Consider the following 16709-nt stretch of genomic DNA (forward strand, 5'->3'; position numbering starts at 1 on the left):
ACTACTCCACCCCGATCAACAGGTCATCGCCGCGGTGACCGGTGGCGTAGGTGGCGAATTCGATTCCGGGATGGCGCCGGTGGATGTGCGCGGCGAGCGCCTCGGCGACGGCCGGATCGGTGCCGGCACCGGTCAACACGGTCACCAGCTCACCGCCGGCCACCAGCAGCAGGTCGATCAGCCCGGCGGCCGCACCGGTCACATCGTCGGCGACCACCAGGACTTCGTCACCGGCGATGCCCAGCCCGTCACCCGGTTCGCAGCTACCCGCCCACGTGAGCGCCTGTTCGGTGGCAGTGCGAACCGAACCATGCCGGGCCGCGGCCGCCGCCCTGGCCATCGAGTACCCGTCGTCGACGGCGTGGCGGCCCGGATCGTGGACCGCGAGCGCGGCCAGGCCCTGCACCATCGAACCGGTCGGCAACGCGACAACGTCGATGCCCCAACCGATTCCGGCCGTGCAGCCGGCGACCAACTCCTCGGCCGCCACATATCCGTTGGGCAGCACCATCACCTGCGCGGCCCGGGTATCGACCAGCGCGCGAAGCAGTTCACGGGCGCTCACGCCGTTGACCGGATCTTCCAGCTCAGCCTCGGGCCGCAGCACGCAGGCGCCCTCCTGGCTGAAAAGCTCTGCGGCACCGTCTCCGTCGACGACGGCGAGCACCGCGCGCTCCCGACTCCAGCTGCCCGGGGACACCCGGGCGGGCCCGGTGCTCAACACCGAGATCTGGATTCGGCTCACCGCGCCGGCCGCCATCCCGGCCTCCACGGCGGCGCCGGCGTCGTCGGTGTGGACGTGGACCGAATAGCGTTCGGCCGACGCGGCGATCGCGACCGAATCGCCGAGCTGCTCCAGCCGGGTGCGCAGCGGGTCGAGGGCGGCCGGGTCACAGCCGGCGAGCAGATACATCACCTCGAACTGCGGCGGAGCCGGTTCCGCGGCCGCGGTCTCGATCCGCGGCGGGCCCGGTTCGTAAGCGTGCCGGTGTGGCGCATGCCCGGTGACGGTGGCGGTCAGCGCGTCGATCAGGACGAGGAAGCCGCGCCCGCCCGCGTCGACCACCCCTGCCTCGGCCAGCGCGTCGAGCTGTTCGGGCGTGCGGTCCAGCGCGGTGACCGCGGCCTCGCCACCTGCGGTCAGCGATTCGGCAAGGCTCGCGCCGTCGGCGGCCCACTGCTGAACGGTGTCGGCGACAGCCTGCAGGACCGAGACGATGGTGCCGGCCACCAGCTGCCCACCCATCGACGACACCACCAGCCCGACGGCGTGCCGAAGGGCCGCGCCCAGCAGTACCGCGTCGATGTCGGCGAGATAACCGTCGGTGTCGGCGGCGGCCGCGGCGGTCACGTCGGCCAGTCCGCGCAGAATCTGGGACAGGATCACCCCGGAATTGCCCCGGGCGCCGTGCAGTGCACCCTCGGCGAGCGCGGCGGTCAACTCACCGACGCCGCCCGAGCCGGTCACCGACTCCGCCTCGGTCAGCGCCGCCCGCATGGTGAACAAGAGGTTGGTCCCGGTATCGGAGTCGGCGACCGGGAACACATTGAGCCGGTTGATCTCGTCGGTGTGGGTGATCAGGTCGCCGACCGCGGTAGAGGCCCAGTCGCGCAGGGCAGATGCGTCCAGCCGCCGGTCCGGCATCGGCACCTCCTCGCGATCCCTGGCCACCACACGGCGTCGTCGCGCCAGCCTATCCAGTCCACCCGACACCGCGATGCCGCCGCGGCGCAGGACCGTGGGATGGCCGGATCACTGCAGGTCAGCTGGCCGCAGAGGGCGTCGTCCGGGCGTTGCAGCGGCGCATTTTGGCGTTCGGTTCACCGGACGGCTATCCTAGTCAGGTTGTCGGGTCACCCGTTTCGGTCGTTGGCCCCCAGGAACACGTTCGATAGAGGAGTTCTACATGGCTGCCGTGTGCGACGTCTGCGGAAAGGGCCCCGGCTTCGGCAAGTCGGTGTCGCATTCCCATCGCCGGACCAGCCGTCGCTGGAACCCGAACATCCAGACCGTGCGCGCCGTGAGCCGCCCCGGTGGCAACAAGCACCGCGTGAATGTCTGCACCTCCTGCCTGAAGGCCGGCAAGGTCAGCCGCGGTTAATCCCGCTCTTGCGCCCACCCCGACGTGTGGGCGGAAAAGTTCGAGACGTTCCCGCGAGACGTCGATCTCGGCGTGGGTTAAGGCAGTCGCCAGTCGATCGGTTCGGCACCCATCCCGGCCAGCAGTTCGTTGGCCCGGCTGAACGGCCGTGATCCGAAGAACCCCCGTGACGCCGACAGCGGCGACGGATGCGGGGATTCGATCGCCTGCGCGCTACCCAGCATCGGCTTGAGCGTCGACGCATCGCGTCCCCACAAGATCGCCACCAACGGTTGATCGCGCGCCACCAGCGCGCGGATCGCGCATTCGGTGACGGCCTCCCAACCTTTCCCCCGATGCGATGCCGGGGTTCCCGGCCGCACCGTCAGCACCCTGTTCAGCAGCATGACACCACGCTGCGACCACGGCGTCAGATCACCGGTCGACGGCGGTGGGTGGCCGAGGTCCGCGGTGTACTCGGTGAAGATGTTGGCCAGGCTGCGAGGCACCGGTCGCACGTCGGGGGCCACCGAGAAGCTCAGACCCACCGCGTGTCCCGGCGTGGGGTACGGGTCCTGGCCGACGATCAGCACCCGCACCTCGCTGAACGGAAAGGTGAAGGCGCGCAGCACGTTCTGGCCTGCGGGCAAGTAGTTTCTGCCGGCGGCGATCTCATCGCGCAGAAATTGGCCCATCTGGGTGATCTGGTCACTGACCGGGGCGAGCGCCTGCGCCCAGCCTTCGTCGACGAGTTCGGCCAGCGGCCGGGCGGTGGTCGTCACCGACGTAACCTAACGCGAGCCGTCAGTCGAAGGATTGCCAACCCGCCGCGCCTTCCCATCTGAGCCCGTCGACCAGCACGCCGGGCGTGCCGTCTCGCACGGTGCCGATCACCCGCCAGCCGGGCGGAACGGCTGCGGGGAAACACGCGACGAGGGCGTGATCTTCGCCACCGGAGAGCACCAACGCCTGCGGATCGGCACCGGCCGCCGCGGCCGCGGCGGTGACGGCGTCGACGTCGGGTCGCAGCGCGTCCGCGGCGAGGTCGATGAGGACACCGGAGTCGTGGGCGATGTGGCCGAGATCGGCGAGCAGCCCGTCGGAGACGTCGGTCATCGCCTGCGCGCCGGCGTCCGCTGCCACAATGCCCTGCCCATAGGGTGGACGCGGCACCAGGTGCCGCTCGCGCAGCTCGCCGAAACCAGCAATCCCCTTGTGGCACAGCAGATATCCGGCGGCAGAGCGGCCCAGCTCACCGCTGACGGCGACGACCGATCCCGCTCGCGCGCCGCTGCGCAGTACCGGTGGCCGGCCGGCCAGATCACCGAACGCGGTCACCGAGACCACCCACTGCGGGCTGGCGACCAGATCACCGCCGACGATCCCGGCGCCCAGCGGACCGGCCTCCAGCCACATTCCGTCGGCCAACTCCTGCGCCCGCACCGCCGGGGTGTCGGGCGGGGCGCCGAACGCGACGACGAACGCGCTGACCCGCGCGCCCATCGATTCGATGTCGGCGGCGTTCTGCGCGATGGCTTTTCGGCCGACCTCCTGCGGAGTGGACCAATCCAGCCGGAAGTGGCGCCCCTCGACCAGCATGTCGGTGCTCACGACGACGCGACCGTCCGGCATCGCCACCACCGCGGCGTCGTCTCCGGGCCCGACCGTCACGATCGCGGGTTGACGACGTCCGGCGACCAGGCGGTCGATCACCGGGAACTCGCCGAGCTGGCGCAATGTGGGGTCGCCACCGTCGGCCACGAGGTCTGCCCTCCTCCCGTCGCCCAGGCTGATCGGCACGGCAACCTGCGGTACGTTGGGGCCTTGCCGGCACCCGGACATGCCAGTCTAGGGCGGCGCCGCATGCGGGCGGCCATCGAGAGGAGGCGACGGGTGGTGGAGGCGTACATGCTGATCCAGACCGAGGTCGGCCGCGCCGAGGTCGTCGCCAAGCAGGTGGCCGCACTGCCGGGCGTACTGTCCGCCGAGTACGTGACCGGTCCCTATGACGTGGTGGTCCGAGTCGCCTCGGCCACCAAGGATGATCTGGCCGCCTCCGTGGTGCCCAGCGTTCAGCAGATCGCCGGGATCACCCGGACCCTAACCTGCCCTATCGCCGATGCCGACTGAGCCACTTCCCGTCGCCAGCGAGGACAGCACCGGGGACGGACCGCCCCGCGCCTTCCTGATCGCCGCGGTGATCGTGGCAGTGGTGGCGATCGGCGCCGTGCTCGCGATCGCGGCCACCCGCAAGGCTCCGGTCCAGCCGGTCGTGATCGCCGCTGCCCCAGCGCCGCAAGCGGATTCACCGAGCTGCCGGAGCCTGATGGGCGCATTGCCGGAGAACCTCGGTGAATTCCATCGGGTGGCGGCGGCCGACCCGGTGCCGCCCGGCGCAGCGGCCTGGCGTGGGGCGGCCGACAATTACCCGGTCATCCTGCGATGTGGCATCGACCGGCCCGCGGAGTTCATGGTGGGCTCCCCCATCCAGCTGGTCAACGCGGTTCAATGGTTCCAGCTCGAGGATCCCCAGACCGACCGCAGCACCTGGGTCACCGTGGACCGCCCGGTGTACCTGGCACTCACCCTCCCGAAAGAGTCTGGCCCCACGCCCATTCAGGCGTTGTCGGATGTGATCGCGCGAACGTTGCCTGCGGTTCCGATCGACCCCAACCCGCCTCGCTGAGTCAGCGCAGACCGGTTCCGCGCGCCAACGCCGTCTCCACCATGGTGCCGACCAGCGTCGGGTAGTCGATGCCGCTGGCCGCCCACATCCGCGGATACATCGAGATCGTGGTGAACCCGGGCATCGTGTTGATCTCGTTGACCACCGGGCCGTCCTCGGTGAGGAAGAAGTCCACTCTCGCCAGACCCTGGCAGTCCAGAGCCTTGAAGGTCCGAATTGCCAAGTGCCGCAGTTCCTCTGCCACGTCTTCGTCGACCTTCGCCGGGACGTCGAGTTCGGCGCCGTCGTCCAGGTATTTGGTGGCGAAGTCGTAGAAGCCGTCTTCGCGGCCCGCGATGCCGGCGACCCGGATCTCCCCGATCGCGCTGGCTTGCACTGAGCCGTCCGGGAATTCGAGGACACCGCACTCGAGCTCACGGCCTTCGATCGCGGCTTCGATGATGACCTTGGGATCGTGTGTGCGTGCATCGGCGATCGCCGCGGGCAGCTCGTCGGGGCTCATCACCCGGTTCACCCCGATCGAGGACCCACCGCGCGCGGGTTTGACGAACATCGGAAAGCCGAGGCGCATGATGTCATCGAGCGTGGGCGCCTTCTCCTGCGGCCGCAGCACCACGTGATCACCGATCGGAAGACCATCGGCGGCCAGCAGCTTCTTGGTGAACTCCTTGTCCATGCCGGCCGCACTGGCCAGCACGCCGGCACCCACGTACGGCACGCCCGCCAATTCGAGCAGACCCTGGATGGTGCCGTCTTCGCCGTACGGCCCGTGCAGGATCGGGAAGACGACGTCGACCGACGTCAGCACCTCACCGGCGGCCTGACCCAACGACACCAGCTCACCGTGCCGCTGCGGGTCGGCAGGCAACGCCAGCGCCGTGCCGGAGTCACCCCTGACCTCCGGCAGCCGCCGGTCGGTGATGGCCAGGGTTTCCGGCCTGCCGTCGGTCAGCACCCAGGAGCCCTCCGGGGTGATGCCCACGGCGACGACTTCGAACCGCTCCGGGTCGAGGTTCCGCAGGATGCTTCCGGCCGATACGCAGGAGATCGCGTGCTCGGAGCTGCGGCCCCCGTAGACGACGGCGACGCGGATACGAGAAGTCACAAACTAGAGAGGCTACAGCCCAGCCGGTATGAGCACGATCTGGCGCTGTGAGCAGTGACTATCCGGCGTCGAGGGCTGCGAGGACGTCGGCGACCAGGTCGTCGGTGTCCTCGATGCCGGCCGAGATCCGGGCGAAGCCGCCGGCCACGGGGTCGCCCCACCGGGCCCGACGGTCGACGCAGGTGTGGATGCCGCCGAAGCTGGTCGCGGCCACCAGCAGGTCGCTGCGCTGCACCAGGGCGTGGACGGCGCGCGCGTCGGCGAGTTCGAACGACACCAATCCCCCGAAACGCCGCATCTGCGCGGCGGCCACCGGGTGGGACGGGTCGTCGGGCAATCCCGGGTAGCGCACCGAGCGGACGCGCGGGTGGCTGGCCAGCGCGCCGGCCAGCGCGAGGGCGTTGCGGCATTGCCGGTCGAAGCGCAGGCCGAGGCTGCCGAGGCTGCGCAGCACCAGCCACGCTTCGAACGACCCCAGGATCGCCCCGGACAGCAGCCGCTCGCGCTCCAGGGCCGCCATCAGGTCGGGATCGGTGCCTGCGATGTACCCGGCCAGCAGATCGCTGTGGCCCGACAGGGCTTTGGTGGCGCTGGCCACCACCAGATCGGCGCCCAGCGCCAGCGGTTGCTGACCCAGCGGCGTCGCGGTGGTGTTGTCCACCAGCAGCCGCGCACCGCGCTGCCGGCAGATCTGGGCAAGCCGGCGCAGGTCCACAACATCCAGCGCCGGATTGGTCGGGGTCTCCGCCAGCACCACGTCGGCGCTTCCGGCGGCCTGGTAGATCTGCTCGGCATTGGCCTCGTGAACGGTGATCCCTTGCGGAGCAAGATATTCCGCGGCATAGCGGCGCACCTGGTAGTAGCCGTCGGCCGGGACGACCAGTACTGATCCGGGTTTGGCCATCACACGCAGCGCGGCGGTGATCGCCGCCATCCCGGAGCCGAAAGTCAAGGCCGCCGCGGCCCCTTCGAGCTCGGCCAGTGCCGACTCGAGCTGCCGCCAGGTGGGGTTGGTGGCGCGACCGTAGGTGTTCTGTTCGCTGCCCTCGTCGTCGGAGAGGTGGTACGCCGACGCCGGAACCGGACCCGGCTGAATCGGATCTCCCGGAATCGGCAGGGAACTCACAGCTTTGACGGCGCGGGTCGAGTCGCCGTAGCGGTCGGTCATTCCGGTTTGGTGCTGCGGCCCAACAACAGCGCCACCGCCTGGTCGACGGACAATCCCTTGTGGCACACCTGGTGGACCGCATCGGTCAGCGGCATCTCGACGTCATAGCTCGACGCCAGCGCCAGGATCGATTCGCATGAGGTGACGCCTTCGGCAACGTGCCCGCCGGCGGCCAGCTGGGCGGCCTCCATGGTGCCGCCCCGCCCGAGGCGCTCACCGAAACTGCGGTTGCGCGAGTGCGGCGACGTGCAGGTGGCGACCAGGTCGCCCACGCCGGCAAGGCCGGCCAGCGTCGCGGTCTTGGCGCCCACGGCGATGCCCAGTCGCATGATCTCGGCCAGACCGCGGGTGATGATCGCCGCAGCGGTGTTCTCCCCGAGTCCCACTCCGGCGGCCATGCCACAGGCCAGCGCGATGACGTTCTTGCACGCACCGCCGATCTCGGTGCCGATGACGTCGGCGTTCGTGTACGGGCGGAAGTAGCCCGTGCTCAGTGAGCGCTGCAAGGTGATCGCGCGGCCGGAGTCGGTGGCGGCCACCACCGTCGCGGCGGGCTGGCCTTGCGCGATCTCGTCAGCCAGATTCGGGCCCGAGACGACGGCGACCTGGCTGGGGTCGACGCCCGTGACCTGAACAATGACCTGGCTCATTCGCATCAGGCTGCCCAATTCGATGCCCTTGGCCAGGCTGACCAGGGTGGCGCCGTCGGCGATCAGGCCACGCCACTGTTCGAGGTTGGTGCGCAAGGTCTGCGCGGGCACGGCGAGCAGCACTGTGGTCAGCCCGTCGAGGGCCTCGGCGGCATCGGTGGTGGCGCGGATCGTGGTCGGCAGCGCGATGTCGGGCAGGTATCCGGGGTTGGCGTGTGTGGTGTTGATCGCCTCGGCGACTTCCGCGCGACGAGACCACAACCGGACCTCGGAGCCGGCATCGGCCAGAACTTTGGCCAGTGCGGTTCCCCAGGCGCCGGCGCCCATCACCGCGGCGGTGCCCACCGTGCTGGTCATGGTCATTAACGTAGCCCACGCCGCCGCGACCGCTCGCCGGCCAGGAATGCGAGAGACCCGAACGACGCTGGAAGGATGGTGAACATGAGCGCGGACCTCGGCGTCATCATTGCGGTGAAACGCCTCACGGCCGCCAAGACCAGACTCAGTCCGGTGTTCTCGGCGAGTATCCGCGAGCAGGTGGTGCTCGCGATGCTGATCGACACCATCACCGCGGCCCGTGCGGCCAGCGCCGTCGCGTCGATCACCGTGGTCACCCCCGACGACACGGCGGCCACCGCCGCCCGTGAGCTCGGCGCGGACGTGCTGTTCGACGCGACGCCGCCGACCGAGCCCGACCCGTTGAACACCGCAGTGCGATTCGCCTGGGCTGAGGTCAGCAGAAGAACGGCCAATACTGTTGTGCTGCAAGGAGATTTACCCGCACTGCAGACGCACGAACTCACCGACGCGGTGGCGCACGCCCGGGCGCACCGGCGCAGTTTTGTCCCCGACCGTCCCGGCACAGGTACCGCGGCCCTGTTCGCGTTCGGGGCCCCGCTGGACCCACTGCTCGGCCGCGATTCGGCCCGTCTGCACCGCGACTCCGGCGCCGTCGAACTGACCGGCGCATGGCCGGGACTGCGCTGTGACATCGACACCATCGAGGACCTCGAGGCGGCGCGACTGCTGGGTGTCGGGGCGGCGACGACCAGGGCAATCAGCCACCACTGACGGTTAACAACGCTTGAACGGGCAGCAACTTCTGCCTGCCTCGGTCCGCGCGCTTCGCGGATGGGGGATGATCGGAAGCGTGACGGACATGGAAACCGATGCGCGATCGACGGACGACGGCTGGCAGCCCGGCGACGCAGCGCCGGAGGCCCCGCCGGCGGCCACGGCTGCCGCCGTCGAAAATGCACTGCCCGAGGACCGGTACCTCAACCGCGAGCTGAGCTGGCTGGATTTCAACGCCCGCGTGCTGGCGCTGGCGGCCGACACCTCGCTGGCTCTGCTGGAGCGGGCGAAGTTCCTGGCGATCTTCGCGTCCAATCTCGACGAGTTCTACATGGTCCGGGTGGCCGGGCTCAAGCGCCGCGACGAGATGGGGTTGTCCGTGCGTTCGGCCGACGGGCTGTCGCCGCGCGAACAGCTGCGCCGGATCGGCGAACGCACGCGCCAGATCTCGTTGCGCCAAGCCGAGGTCTTCATCCAATCGGTGCGGCCGGCGTTGGCCGACGAGGGAATCCACATCGTCACGTGGGCGGACCTGACCGACGCCGAACGCAGTGAGCTCTCGACGTACTTCCACGAGCAGGTGTTCCCGGTTCTCACCCCGCTCGCCGTCGACCCCGCGCATCCGTTCCCGTTCGTCAGCGGGCTGAGCCTCAACTTGGCGATCACCGTGAAGTCGCCCGACGACGGTGGCGAACACTTCGCCCGCATCAAGGTTCCCGACAACGTCGACCGTTTCGTTGTTCTCAAGGGCACCAACGGAGATAACGACGTCGTCCGGTTCCTGCCCACCGAGGAACTCATCGCGGCATTCCTTCCGGTGTTGTTCCCCGGCATGGAGATCGTCGAGCATCACGTCTTCCGCATCACCCGCAACGCCGACATGCAGGTCGAGGAAGACCGCGACGAAGATCTGCTTCAGGCGCTCGAACGTGAACTGGCGCGACGGCGCTTCGGTTCTCCGGTGCGCCTCGAAGTCGCCGACGACATGACCGAGCACATGCTCGAACTGCTGCTCCGCGAGCTCGACGTCCACCCCGGCGATGTGGTGCAGGTGCCGGGGCTGCTGGATCTTTCGTCGCTGTGGCAGGTGTACGACGTCGACCGGCCGGCGCTCAAGGATCGCCCGTTCGTGCCGGCCACCCATCCCGCGTTCGCCGAGCGGGAGACACCCAAGAGCATCTTCTCCACGCTGCGCGACGGTGACGTGCTGGTGCACCATCCGTACGACTCGTTCTCGACGAGCGTTCAGCGCTTCATCGAGCAGGCCGCCGCCGACCCGAATGTGTTGGCCATCAAGCAGACGCTGTACCGGACCTCCGGTGACTCCCCCATCGTCAACGCGCTCATCGACGCGGCCCAGGCGGGCAAGCAGGTGGTCGCCCTGGTGGAACTGAAGGCGCGCTTCGACGAGCAGGCCAACATCAAGTGGGCCCGCACGCTGGAAGATGCGGGCGTGCATGTCGTTTACGGGCTGATCGGGTTGAAGACCCACTGCAAGACCTGCCTGGTGGTGCGCCGCGAGGGCTCGACGATCCGTCGCTACTGCCATATCGGCACCGGGAACTACAACCCGAAAACCGCGCGGCTGTATGAGGACGTCGGCTTGATCACCGCCGCGCCCGACATCGGCGCGGACCTGACGGATCTGTTCAACTCGCTGACCGGCTACTCCCGCAAGGTCAGCTACCGCAACCTGCTGGTCGCCCCGCACGGGGTGCGCAAGGGCATCATCGAGCGCATCGAGCGCGAGATCGACGCGCACCGCCAGGGTGAGAGCGGCCGGATTCGGCTGAAGGCCAACGCCCTTGTCGACGAACAGGTCATCGACGCGCTGTACCGCGCATCGCAGGCCGGCGTCCGCGTCGAGGTGGTCGTCCGCGGCATCTGCGCCCTCAAGCCGGGTGCCCAGGGTTTCTCCGAGAACATCGTCGTGCGTTCGATACTCGGCCGGTTTCTGGAGCATTCGCGGATCTTCCATTTCAATGCGATCAACGAGTTCTTCATCGGCAGCGCCGACATGATGCATCGCAATCTCGACCGGCGCGTCGAGGTGATGGCGCAGGTGAAAGATCCCCGGCTCACTGCGCATCTCGATGAGATCTTCGAATCGGCGATGGATCCGTCGACGCGATGCTGGGAGCTGGGACCCGAGGGGCACTGGACCGCGGCGCCGCAAGACGGCAGGCAAGTCCGAGACCATCAGGTGTGGCTGATGGAACGTCATCGGCAGCGCTAAGTGCCTTCGCCGTTGCAACCCACCAGATCCGGTCCCGAACAGGGCCCCGAAATGATTTGCGGGAGTTGACGTGGCCAAGAGAACGTCACGTGACAGCTCGAGGACCAAATCGACCAACAAGTCAGCGACAAACAAAAGCAAGACGCTCAAGCGTCGGGTGATCGCCGCCGGTGCGGCGCTGTGGCGACACGATCCCGAGACGGGCGAGCTGCACGTCGCAGTCATTCATCGGCCGCGCTACGACGACTGGTCGCTACCCAAAGGGAAAGTGGATCCGGGCGAAAACGAACCCATCGCCGCAGTACGCGAGATCTGGGAGGAAACCGGTCAGCGGTCTCAGCTGGGCCGGCGCCTGATCCAGACGCACTACCCGATCCCGCAGGGGACCAAGATCGTTCACTACTGGACGGCGCGGGCGCTGGGCGGCGAATTCACGCCCAACGCCGAAGTCGACCTGATGGAGTGGCTGCCGGTCGCCGAGGCGGCGCAGCGCCTCACCTACCCGCACGACCGGGAAGTGCTGAAGGCGTTCGCCAAACAACCCGCCGACACCACGACGGTCTTGATCGTCCGGCACGGAACCGCGGGCATCAAGTCCCGCTACAAGGACGACGACCGCAGTCGGCCACTGGACAAGAATGGTCGGGCGCAAGCGGAGTCGTTGGCCGGCCAGCTGATGGCATTCGGGGCCACCGACGTCTACGCGGCCGACCGGGCTCGCTGCTTCCAGACAGTCGAACCGCTGGCGCAGGAACTCGGCGTGACGATCTCCGCCGAGACCAGCCTCACCGAAGAGGCGTACGCCGCCGATCCCGACGCCGCGCACAATCGCATCATCAAGATCGCCGCGCAGGGCGGGACACCGGTCATCTGCACGCAGGGCAAGGTGATTCCCTACCTGCTGGCGTGGTGGCGCGGAACCGACAAACCGGACAAATCGCGTAACCGCAAGGGCAGCACCTGGGTGCTGTCACTGACCGGCGACCAGGTCGTGGCCGCCGACTACATCGACAGTCCACTGGCAACACGCCCCTGACACGCGAATACGCCGCGGGCGTTGAGCCCGCGGCGTATTCAACTTCAGCTATTTAGCGACGGCCCTTTTTGGCCGGAGCCTTCTTGGCCGGAGCCTTCTTGGCCGGTGCAGCCTTCTTGGCGGGCGCGGCCTTCTTGGCCGGAGCCTTCTTGGCCGGTGCAGCCTTCTTGGCGGGCGCGGCCTTCTTGGCCGGAGCCTTCTTGGCCGGTGCAGCCTTCTTGGCGGGCGCGGCCTTCTTGGCCGGAGCCTTCTTGGCCGGTGCAGCCTTCTTGGCGGGCGCGGCCTTCTTGGCCGGAGCCTTCTTGGCCGGTGCAGCCTTCTTGGCGGGCGCGGCCTTCTTGGCCGGAGCCTTCTTAGCGGGTGCAGCCTTCTTGGCGGGCGCGGCCTTCTTGGCCGGTGCAGCCTTCTTGGCCGGAGCCTTGGTAGCAGCCTTCTTCACGACCGCCTTGCGAACGGCCTTCTTGGCCGCCGCCTTCTTGACGGGTCCGCCGACGGCACCGCGCTTGACGGCGGGGCCCTCCGAAGGAAGCTTCTGTGAACCAGAGACGACGGCCTTGAACTGAGCGCCGGGACGGAAAGCGGGAACGGAAGTCGGCTTCACTTTGACGGTTTCGCCGGTGCGCGGGTTACGCGCCACACGAGCGGCACGACGCCGCTGCTCGAAAACGCCGAAGCCCGTGATGGTCACGCTGTCGCCCTTGTGCACCGCGCGCACAATGGTGTCGACGACGTTCTCCACCGCCAGGGTTGCCTGCCGACGATCTGAGCCCAATTTCTCCGTGAGTACGTCGATGAGCTCTGCTTTGTTCATTCAATTCCTCCGAAGCCAGTGGTCCACTTTGGACCGACTGCAGAACACGGTAAACCCAAGAGCTGCAGATTTCCAAGAGCCACGCCCAATTTCAGGCTTTACTTAGGAGGATTTCAGCAATCCGCTTGCCGCCCTAGGGCGGTGATTTCAGGTCGTCCGAACCCCCTTTTTGGCGCGGGATTTCGGCGTTTCGCGTCGTTCAGGACGGTGTCGTAATGCGCGGCTTCCAACTCGGACGGGACTCCTCGAAGGCTGCGATCTGATCGCGTTTCCGCAGCGTAAGGCCGATATCGTCAAGACCTTCCAGCAGTCTCCACGCCGTGTAATCGTCAATCGTGAACGGCACCACTGCTGTTCCCGCGGTGATATTTCGATCTTGAAGATTCACAGTCAGTTCCAGCCCAGGATTCTGCTCGATGAGCTTCCACAAAAGTTCAACATCATCTTGAGCGACTTCGGCCGCCAGCAGCCCGGCCTTGCCGGCGTTACCGCGAAAGATGTCGGCGAAACGGGATGAGATGACGACACGGAAGCCGAAGTCCATCAGCGCCCAGACCGCATGCTCACGCGACGAGCCGGTGCCGAAGTCCGGTCCGGCCACCAGAACCGAACCCCGGTCGAAGGGGCTCAGATTCAGAACGAATGAGGGATCGTTGCGCCACGCGGCGAACAAACCATCCTCGAAACCCGTTCTGGTTACCCGCTTCAAATACACCGCCGGAATGATCTGGTCGGTGTCGACATTGGATCGTCGCAGCGGAACACCGATGCCGGTGTGGGTGTGAAATGCATCCATCGTGTTCTCCTTAGCAGGTCTATTTTTCGAGATCGGCAGGCGAGGACAGCGTTCCGCGCACTGCGGTCGCAGCCGCGACCGCGGGCGAAACGAGATGTGTCCGCCCGCCCTTGCCCTGCCGGCCTTCGAAATTCCGGTTGGACGTCGACGCACAACGCTCCCCCGGCGTCAGCTGATCGGGGTTCATGCCCAGGCACATCGAGCAGCCCGCCTGGCGCCAATCGGCACCGGCGGCGGTGAAGATCTCGCCCAGGCCTTCACTTTCGGCCTGTGCACGCACCCGCATCGACCCCGGCACGATCAGCATGCGCACCCCGTCGGCGACCTTGCGGCCACGCAGCACGTCGGCCACCACCCGCAGATCCTCGATGCGCCCGTTGGTGCACGACCCGACGAAGACGGCGTCGACGGCCACCTCACGCATCGGCATGCCCGCCCGAAGGTCCATGTATGCCAACGCCTTCTCGGCGGCCTGCCGGTCGCCATCGCTGGTCATCAACTCGGGATCGGGTACCGAGGCGGCCAGCGGAACACCCTGGCCGGGGTTCGTGCCCCACGTGACGAAGGGGCTCAGCGTCGTCGCGTCGATGTAGACCTCGGTGTCGAATTCGGCACCCTCGTCGGTCTTCAGCGCCTCCCACGCGGTGACGGCGGCATCCCAGTCCGCACCGGTCGGCGCGTAAGGACGGCCTCGCAGGAACTCATAGGTCGTCTCATCCGGTGCCACCAACCCGGCACGGGCACCGGCCTCGATACTCATATTGCAGATCGTCATCCGGCTTTCCATCGACAGCGATTCGATGGTGCTGCCCCGATATTCGATGACGTAACCCTGACCGCCGCCGGTGCCGATCTTGGCGATCACGGCCAGGATGATGTCCTTGGCGCTCACTCCCGGTGGCAGGGCACCGTCGACATTGACCGCCATCGTCTTGAACGGACGCAGCGGAAGTGTCTGGGTGGCAAGCACATGCTCGACTTCGGACGTCCCGATGCCCATCGCGATCGCGCCGAACGCACCGTGGGTGGAGGTGTGGCTGTCCCCGCACACGATCGTCATGCCGGGCTGGGTCAGTCCCAGTTGGGGCCCCATCACGTGAACGATGCCCTGTTCGGCGTCGCCCATCGGATGCAGCCGGACCCCGAACTCGGCGCAGTTGTGGCGCAGGGTCTCGACTTGGGTCCGAGAGATCGGGTCGGCGATCGGCTTGTCGATGTCGACCGTCGGAACGTTGTGGTCCTCGGTGGCGATCGTGAGATCCGGCCGGTGCACCGGACGGCCCGCGAGCCGCAGCCCGTCGAAGGCCTGCGGGCTGGTCACCTCGTGGATGAGATGCAGATCGATGTAGATCAGGTCGGGTTCACGTGATGAGCCGGTGCCGGTTCCGGCGACCACCACGTGGTCGTCCCACACCTTCTCGGGCAGTGTCCTGGGCTTGTCGGACTGAGCCATGGGTTCTCACTTCACTTCTCGATTCCCGCAACGCGAGAGTGGCTATCTCACATTTCGGGACGCTAGTATCTCTCTATGAGACAGGATAGCGGCATCGGCGTGCTCGACAAAGCCGTGGGCGTACTGCACTCAATCGCCGAGTCCCCCTGCGGGCTGGCCGAACTCTGTGAGCGCACCGGCCTGCCCCGCGCGACCGCACACCGGCTGGCCGCCGGCCTGGAAGTCCACCGCTTACTGGCCCGCGACAGTGCGGGACGGTGGCGACTCGGACCGGCTATCTCCGAATTGGCCGCCCACGTCAACGATCCGCTGCTTGCCGCGGGCGCCACGGTATTACCGCGGCTGCGGGAGATCACCGGCGAGAGCGTGCAGCTCTACCGCCGCGAGGGCACCACTCGAATCTGTGTCGCCGCGCTGGAACCCCCTGCCGGGCTGCGCGATACCGTGCCGGTCGGGGCGCGCCTGCCGATGACGGCAGGATCGGGCGCGAAGGTTCTGCTGGCCTTCAGCGATACCGCCACCCAGCAGACCGTCCTCCCGACGGCGAAATTCACCGAACGCACCCTCGCCGAGGTCCGCCGCCGCGGCTGGGCGCAGAGTGCGGCCGAACGCGAGCCCGGGGTGGCCAGTGTCTCGGCCCCGGTACGGGATCGCACCGGGGCGGTGGTGGCAGCGGTGTCGGTGTCGGGTCCGATCGACCGGATGGGCCGCAGGCCCGGCGCGCGTTGGGCGGCCGATCTATTGGCCGCCGCCGACGCACTCACCCGCCGACTGTGATCCCCGCGACAGCCGCGCGGCAGAGCCTGACAAACTGACGCCATGGGAACCAATCAGCGCAACCAGATCGTCATGTCGGACGCCGAGGTCGCCGACTTCGTCGCACGCAGTCGCACCGGCACCATGGCGACCATCGGCCCCGACGGCCAGCCCCATCTTGTGGCCATGTGGTACGGCGTCCTCGACGGCGAGATCTGGGTCGAGACGAAAGCCAAGTCGCAGAAGGCCGTGAACCTGCGTCGCGACCCGCGGGTGAGCTTCCTCATCGAGGACGGCGACACCTACGACACCCTGCGCGGGGTCTCCTTCGAAGGTGTCGCCGAGATCGTCGAGGACCCCGACACCATCTTCAAAGTCGGCATCAGCGTGTGGGAGCGCTACAACGGGCCCTACACCGACGATCTCAAGCCGGCCGTCGACATGATGATGAACAAGCGTGTGGCGGTGCGCATTGTGGCCAAGCGCACCCGCTCCTGGGATCACGGCAAGCTCGGCTTGCCCCCGATGCCGCTGGCCGGCTCCACCGCACCAACCGAATAAGAGGCTCGAAACGACGAATCGCCCGGTCGATGACCGGGCGATTTGATTTGGTAGCCCCGATGGGATTCGAACCCACGCTACCGCCGTGAGAGGGCGGCGTCCTAGGCCGCTAGACGACGGGGCCAGAACCAAATCCGTGGCGCACCGCGTGGCGCACCGGGTTGCCAGCATAGCCCAGAGGGCGTTGCCGACATAATTGCTGGGGTACCAGGACTCGAACCTAGAATGAGGGAATCAGAATCCCTAGTGTTGCCAATTACACCATACCCCATCAACGGCCTATAACCGCTGGTCAA

16 protein-coding genes, 2 tRNA genes and 1 pseudogene are annotated in these 16709 nt (G+C 67.6%); 8 read left to right on the top strand and 11 right to left on the bottom strand.

Annotation, left to right across the window (positions count from 1 at the left end; all coding sequences use genetic code 11):
* Position 1: 1 nt before the first annotated feature.
* Complete coding sequence (locus CRM90_RS10360; RefSeq protein ID WP_102806983.1) at positions 2-1645, bottom strand: DAK2 domain-containing protein; 1644 nt, start codon at positions 1643-1645, stop codon at positions 2-4.
* A 262-nt stretch (positions 1646-1907) separates the two neighbouring features.
* Here CRM90_RS10360 and rpmB point away from each other — a divergent pair, with 262 nt between their 5' ends.
* A complete protein-coding gene (rpmB, locus tag CRM90_RS10365; RefSeq protein ID WP_036339124.1) occupies positions 1908-2102 on the top strand; it encodes a 50S ribosomal protein L28 in 195 nt (64 codons plus the stop codon).
* A 77-nt stretch (positions 2103-2179) separates the two neighbouring features.
* Here rpmB and CRM90_RS10370 read toward each other — a convergent pair whose 3' ends face one another.
* Both CRM90_RS10370 and CRM90_RS10375 read right to left on the bottom strand, forming a co-directional pair.
* Positions 2180-2863 (bottom strand): uracil-DNA glycosylase, encoded by a 684-nt coding sequence (locus CRM90_RS10370; protein ID WP_102806898.1) that lies wholly within the window; start codon positions 2861-2863, stop codon positions 2180-2182.
* A gap of 22 nt (positions 2864-2885) precedes the next feature.
* Positions 2886-3842, bottom strand: a complete 957-nt coding sequence (locus CRM90_RS10375; RefSeq protein ID WP_233209259.1) for a thiamine-phosphate kinase — start codon at positions 3840-3842, stop codon at positions 2886-2888.
* A 132-nt stretch (positions 3843-3974) separates the two neighbouring features.
* Between CRM90_RS10375 and CRM90_RS10380 the strand changes: the two genes are divergently transcribed.
* Complete coding sequence (locus tag CRM90_RS10380) at positions 3975-4211, top strand: Lrp/AsnC ligand binding domain-containing protein (protein ID WP_102806900.1); 237 nt, start codon at positions 3975-3977, stop codon at positions 4209-4211.
* The gene (locus CRM90_RS10385) at positions 4201-4767 is read left to right on the top strand and encodes a DUF3515 domain-containing protein (protein WP_102806901.1); all 567 of its coding nucleotides are present in this window, start codon (positions 4201-4203) and stop codon (positions 4765-4767) included. Before CRM90_RS10380 ends, CRM90_RS10385 begins: the two co-directional genes overlap by 11 nt.
* A gap of 1 nt (position 4768) precedes the next feature.
* Here the strand turns inward: CRM90_RS10385 and CRM90_RS10390 are convergent, their stop codons facing one another.
* Genes CRM90_RS10390 through CRM90_RS10400 form a run of 3 tightly spaced genes read right to left on the bottom strand, consistent with a single transcriptional unit; the run spans position 4769 to position 8047 of the window.
* The gene (locus CRM90_RS10390; RefSeq protein WP_102806902.1) at positions 4769-5872 is read right to left on the bottom strand and encodes a D-alanine--D-alanine ligase family protein; all 1104 of its coding nucleotides are present in this window, start codon (positions 5870-5872) and stop codon (positions 4769-4771) included.
* Positions 5873-5930: 58 nt separating this feature from the next.
* Positions 5931-7040, bottom strand: a complete 1110-nt coding sequence (locus CRM90_RS10395) for a cystathionine gamma-lyase (protein ID WP_102806903.1) — start codon at positions 7038-7040, stop codon at positions 5931-5933.
* Entirely contained in the window at positions 7037-8047 is a 1011-nt protein-coding gene (locus CRM90_RS10400; protein ID WP_199189847.1) for an NAD(P)H-dependent glycerol-3-phosphate dehydrogenase, read from the bottom strand. The genes CRM90_RS10395 and CRM90_RS10400 overlap by 4 nt, the downstream gene beginning before the upstream one ends.
* 75 nt (positions 8048-8122) lie before the next feature.
* Here CRM90_RS10400 and cofC point away from each other — a divergent pair, with 75 nt between their 5' ends.
* The 3 genes and pseudogenes from cofC to mutT1 all read left to right on the top strand — a co-directional run bounded on the left by cofC (position 8123) and on the right by mutT1 (position 12036).
* Positions 8123-8761 carry a 2-phospho-L-lactate guanylyltransferase gene (cofC, locus tag CRM90_RS10405; RefSeq protein ID WP_102806904.1) on the top strand — a complete coding sequence of 213 codons (639 nt, stop codon included), beginning with the start codon at positions 8123-8125 and terminating at the stop codon, positions 8759-8761.
* A gap of 60 nt (positions 8762-8821) precedes the next feature.
* Positions 8822-11000 (top strand): annotated as a pseudogene (locus CRM90_RS10410) (RNA degradosome polyphosphate kinase).
* Between the two features lie 70 nt (positions 11001-11070).
* Positions 11071-12036, top strand: a complete 966-nt coding sequence (gene mutT1, locus CRM90_RS10415) for an 8-oxo-(d)GTP phosphatase MutT1 (protein ID WP_102806905.1) — start codon at positions 11071-11073, stop codon at positions 12034-12036.
* 52 nt (positions 12037-12088) lie between these two features.
* Here mutT1 and CRM90_RS10420 read toward each other — a convergent pair whose 3' ends face one another.
* The 3 genes from CRM90_RS10420 to leuC all read right to left on the bottom strand — a co-directional run bounded on the left by CRM90_RS10420 (position 12089) and on the right by leuC (position 15096).
* Positions 12089-12847 (bottom strand): HU family DNA-binding protein, encoded by a 759-nt coding sequence (locus tag CRM90_RS10420; protein WP_102806906.1) that lies wholly within the window; start codon positions 12845-12847, stop codon positions 12089-12091.
* 199 nt (positions 12848-13046) lie between these two features.
* On the bottom strand, positions 13047-13643 hold the full coding sequence (gene leuD / locus CRM90_RS10425) for a 3-isopropylmalate dehydratase small subunit (protein WP_036339156.1): 597 nt from the start codon (positions 13641-13643) through the stop codon (positions 13047-13049).
* Between the two features lie 19 nt (positions 13644-13662).
* Positions 13663-15096: a 3-isopropylmalate dehydratase large subunit gene (gene leuC, locus CRM90_RS10430; protein ID WP_102806907.1), complete on the bottom strand. Its 1434-nt coding sequence runs from the start codon at positions 15094-15096 to the stop codon at positions 13663-13665.
* A 75-nt stretch (positions 15097-15171) separates the two neighbouring features.
* On the opposite strand from leuC, the gene CRM90_RS10435 reads away from it, so the two are divergent.
* Positions 15172-15873 carry an IclR family transcriptional regulator gene (locus CRM90_RS10435; protein WP_102806908.1) on the top strand — a complete coding sequence of 234 codons (702 nt, stop codon included), beginning with the start codon at positions 15172-15174 and terminating at the stop codon, positions 15871-15873.
* Between the two features lie 42 nt (positions 15874-15915).
* Positions 15916-16413 (top strand): PPOX class F420-dependent oxidoreductase, encoded by a 498-nt coding sequence (locus CRM90_RS10440; RefSeq protein WP_036339164.1) that lies wholly within the window; start codon positions 15916-15918, stop codon positions 16411-16413.
* Positions 16414-16461: 48 nt separating this feature from the next.
* On the opposite strand, the gene CRM90_RS10445 is transcribed toward CRM90_RS10440, so the two are convergent.
* Both CRM90_RS10445 and CRM90_RS10450 read right to left on the bottom strand, forming a co-directional pair.
* Positions 16462-16537: transfer RNA gene (locus CRM90_RS10445), tRNA-Glu, on the bottom strand.
* A 75-nt stretch (positions 16538-16612) separates the two neighbouring features.
* Positions 16613-16684, bottom strand: a tRNA-Gln gene (locus CRM90_RS10450).
* Positions 16685-16709: the final 25 nt, after the last annotated feature.

The organism is Mycobacterium sp. ENV421 (assembly GCF_002887815.1).
Classification (GTDB): Bacteria; Actinomycetota; Actinomycetes; order Mycobacteriales; family Mycobacteriaceae; genus Mycobacterium.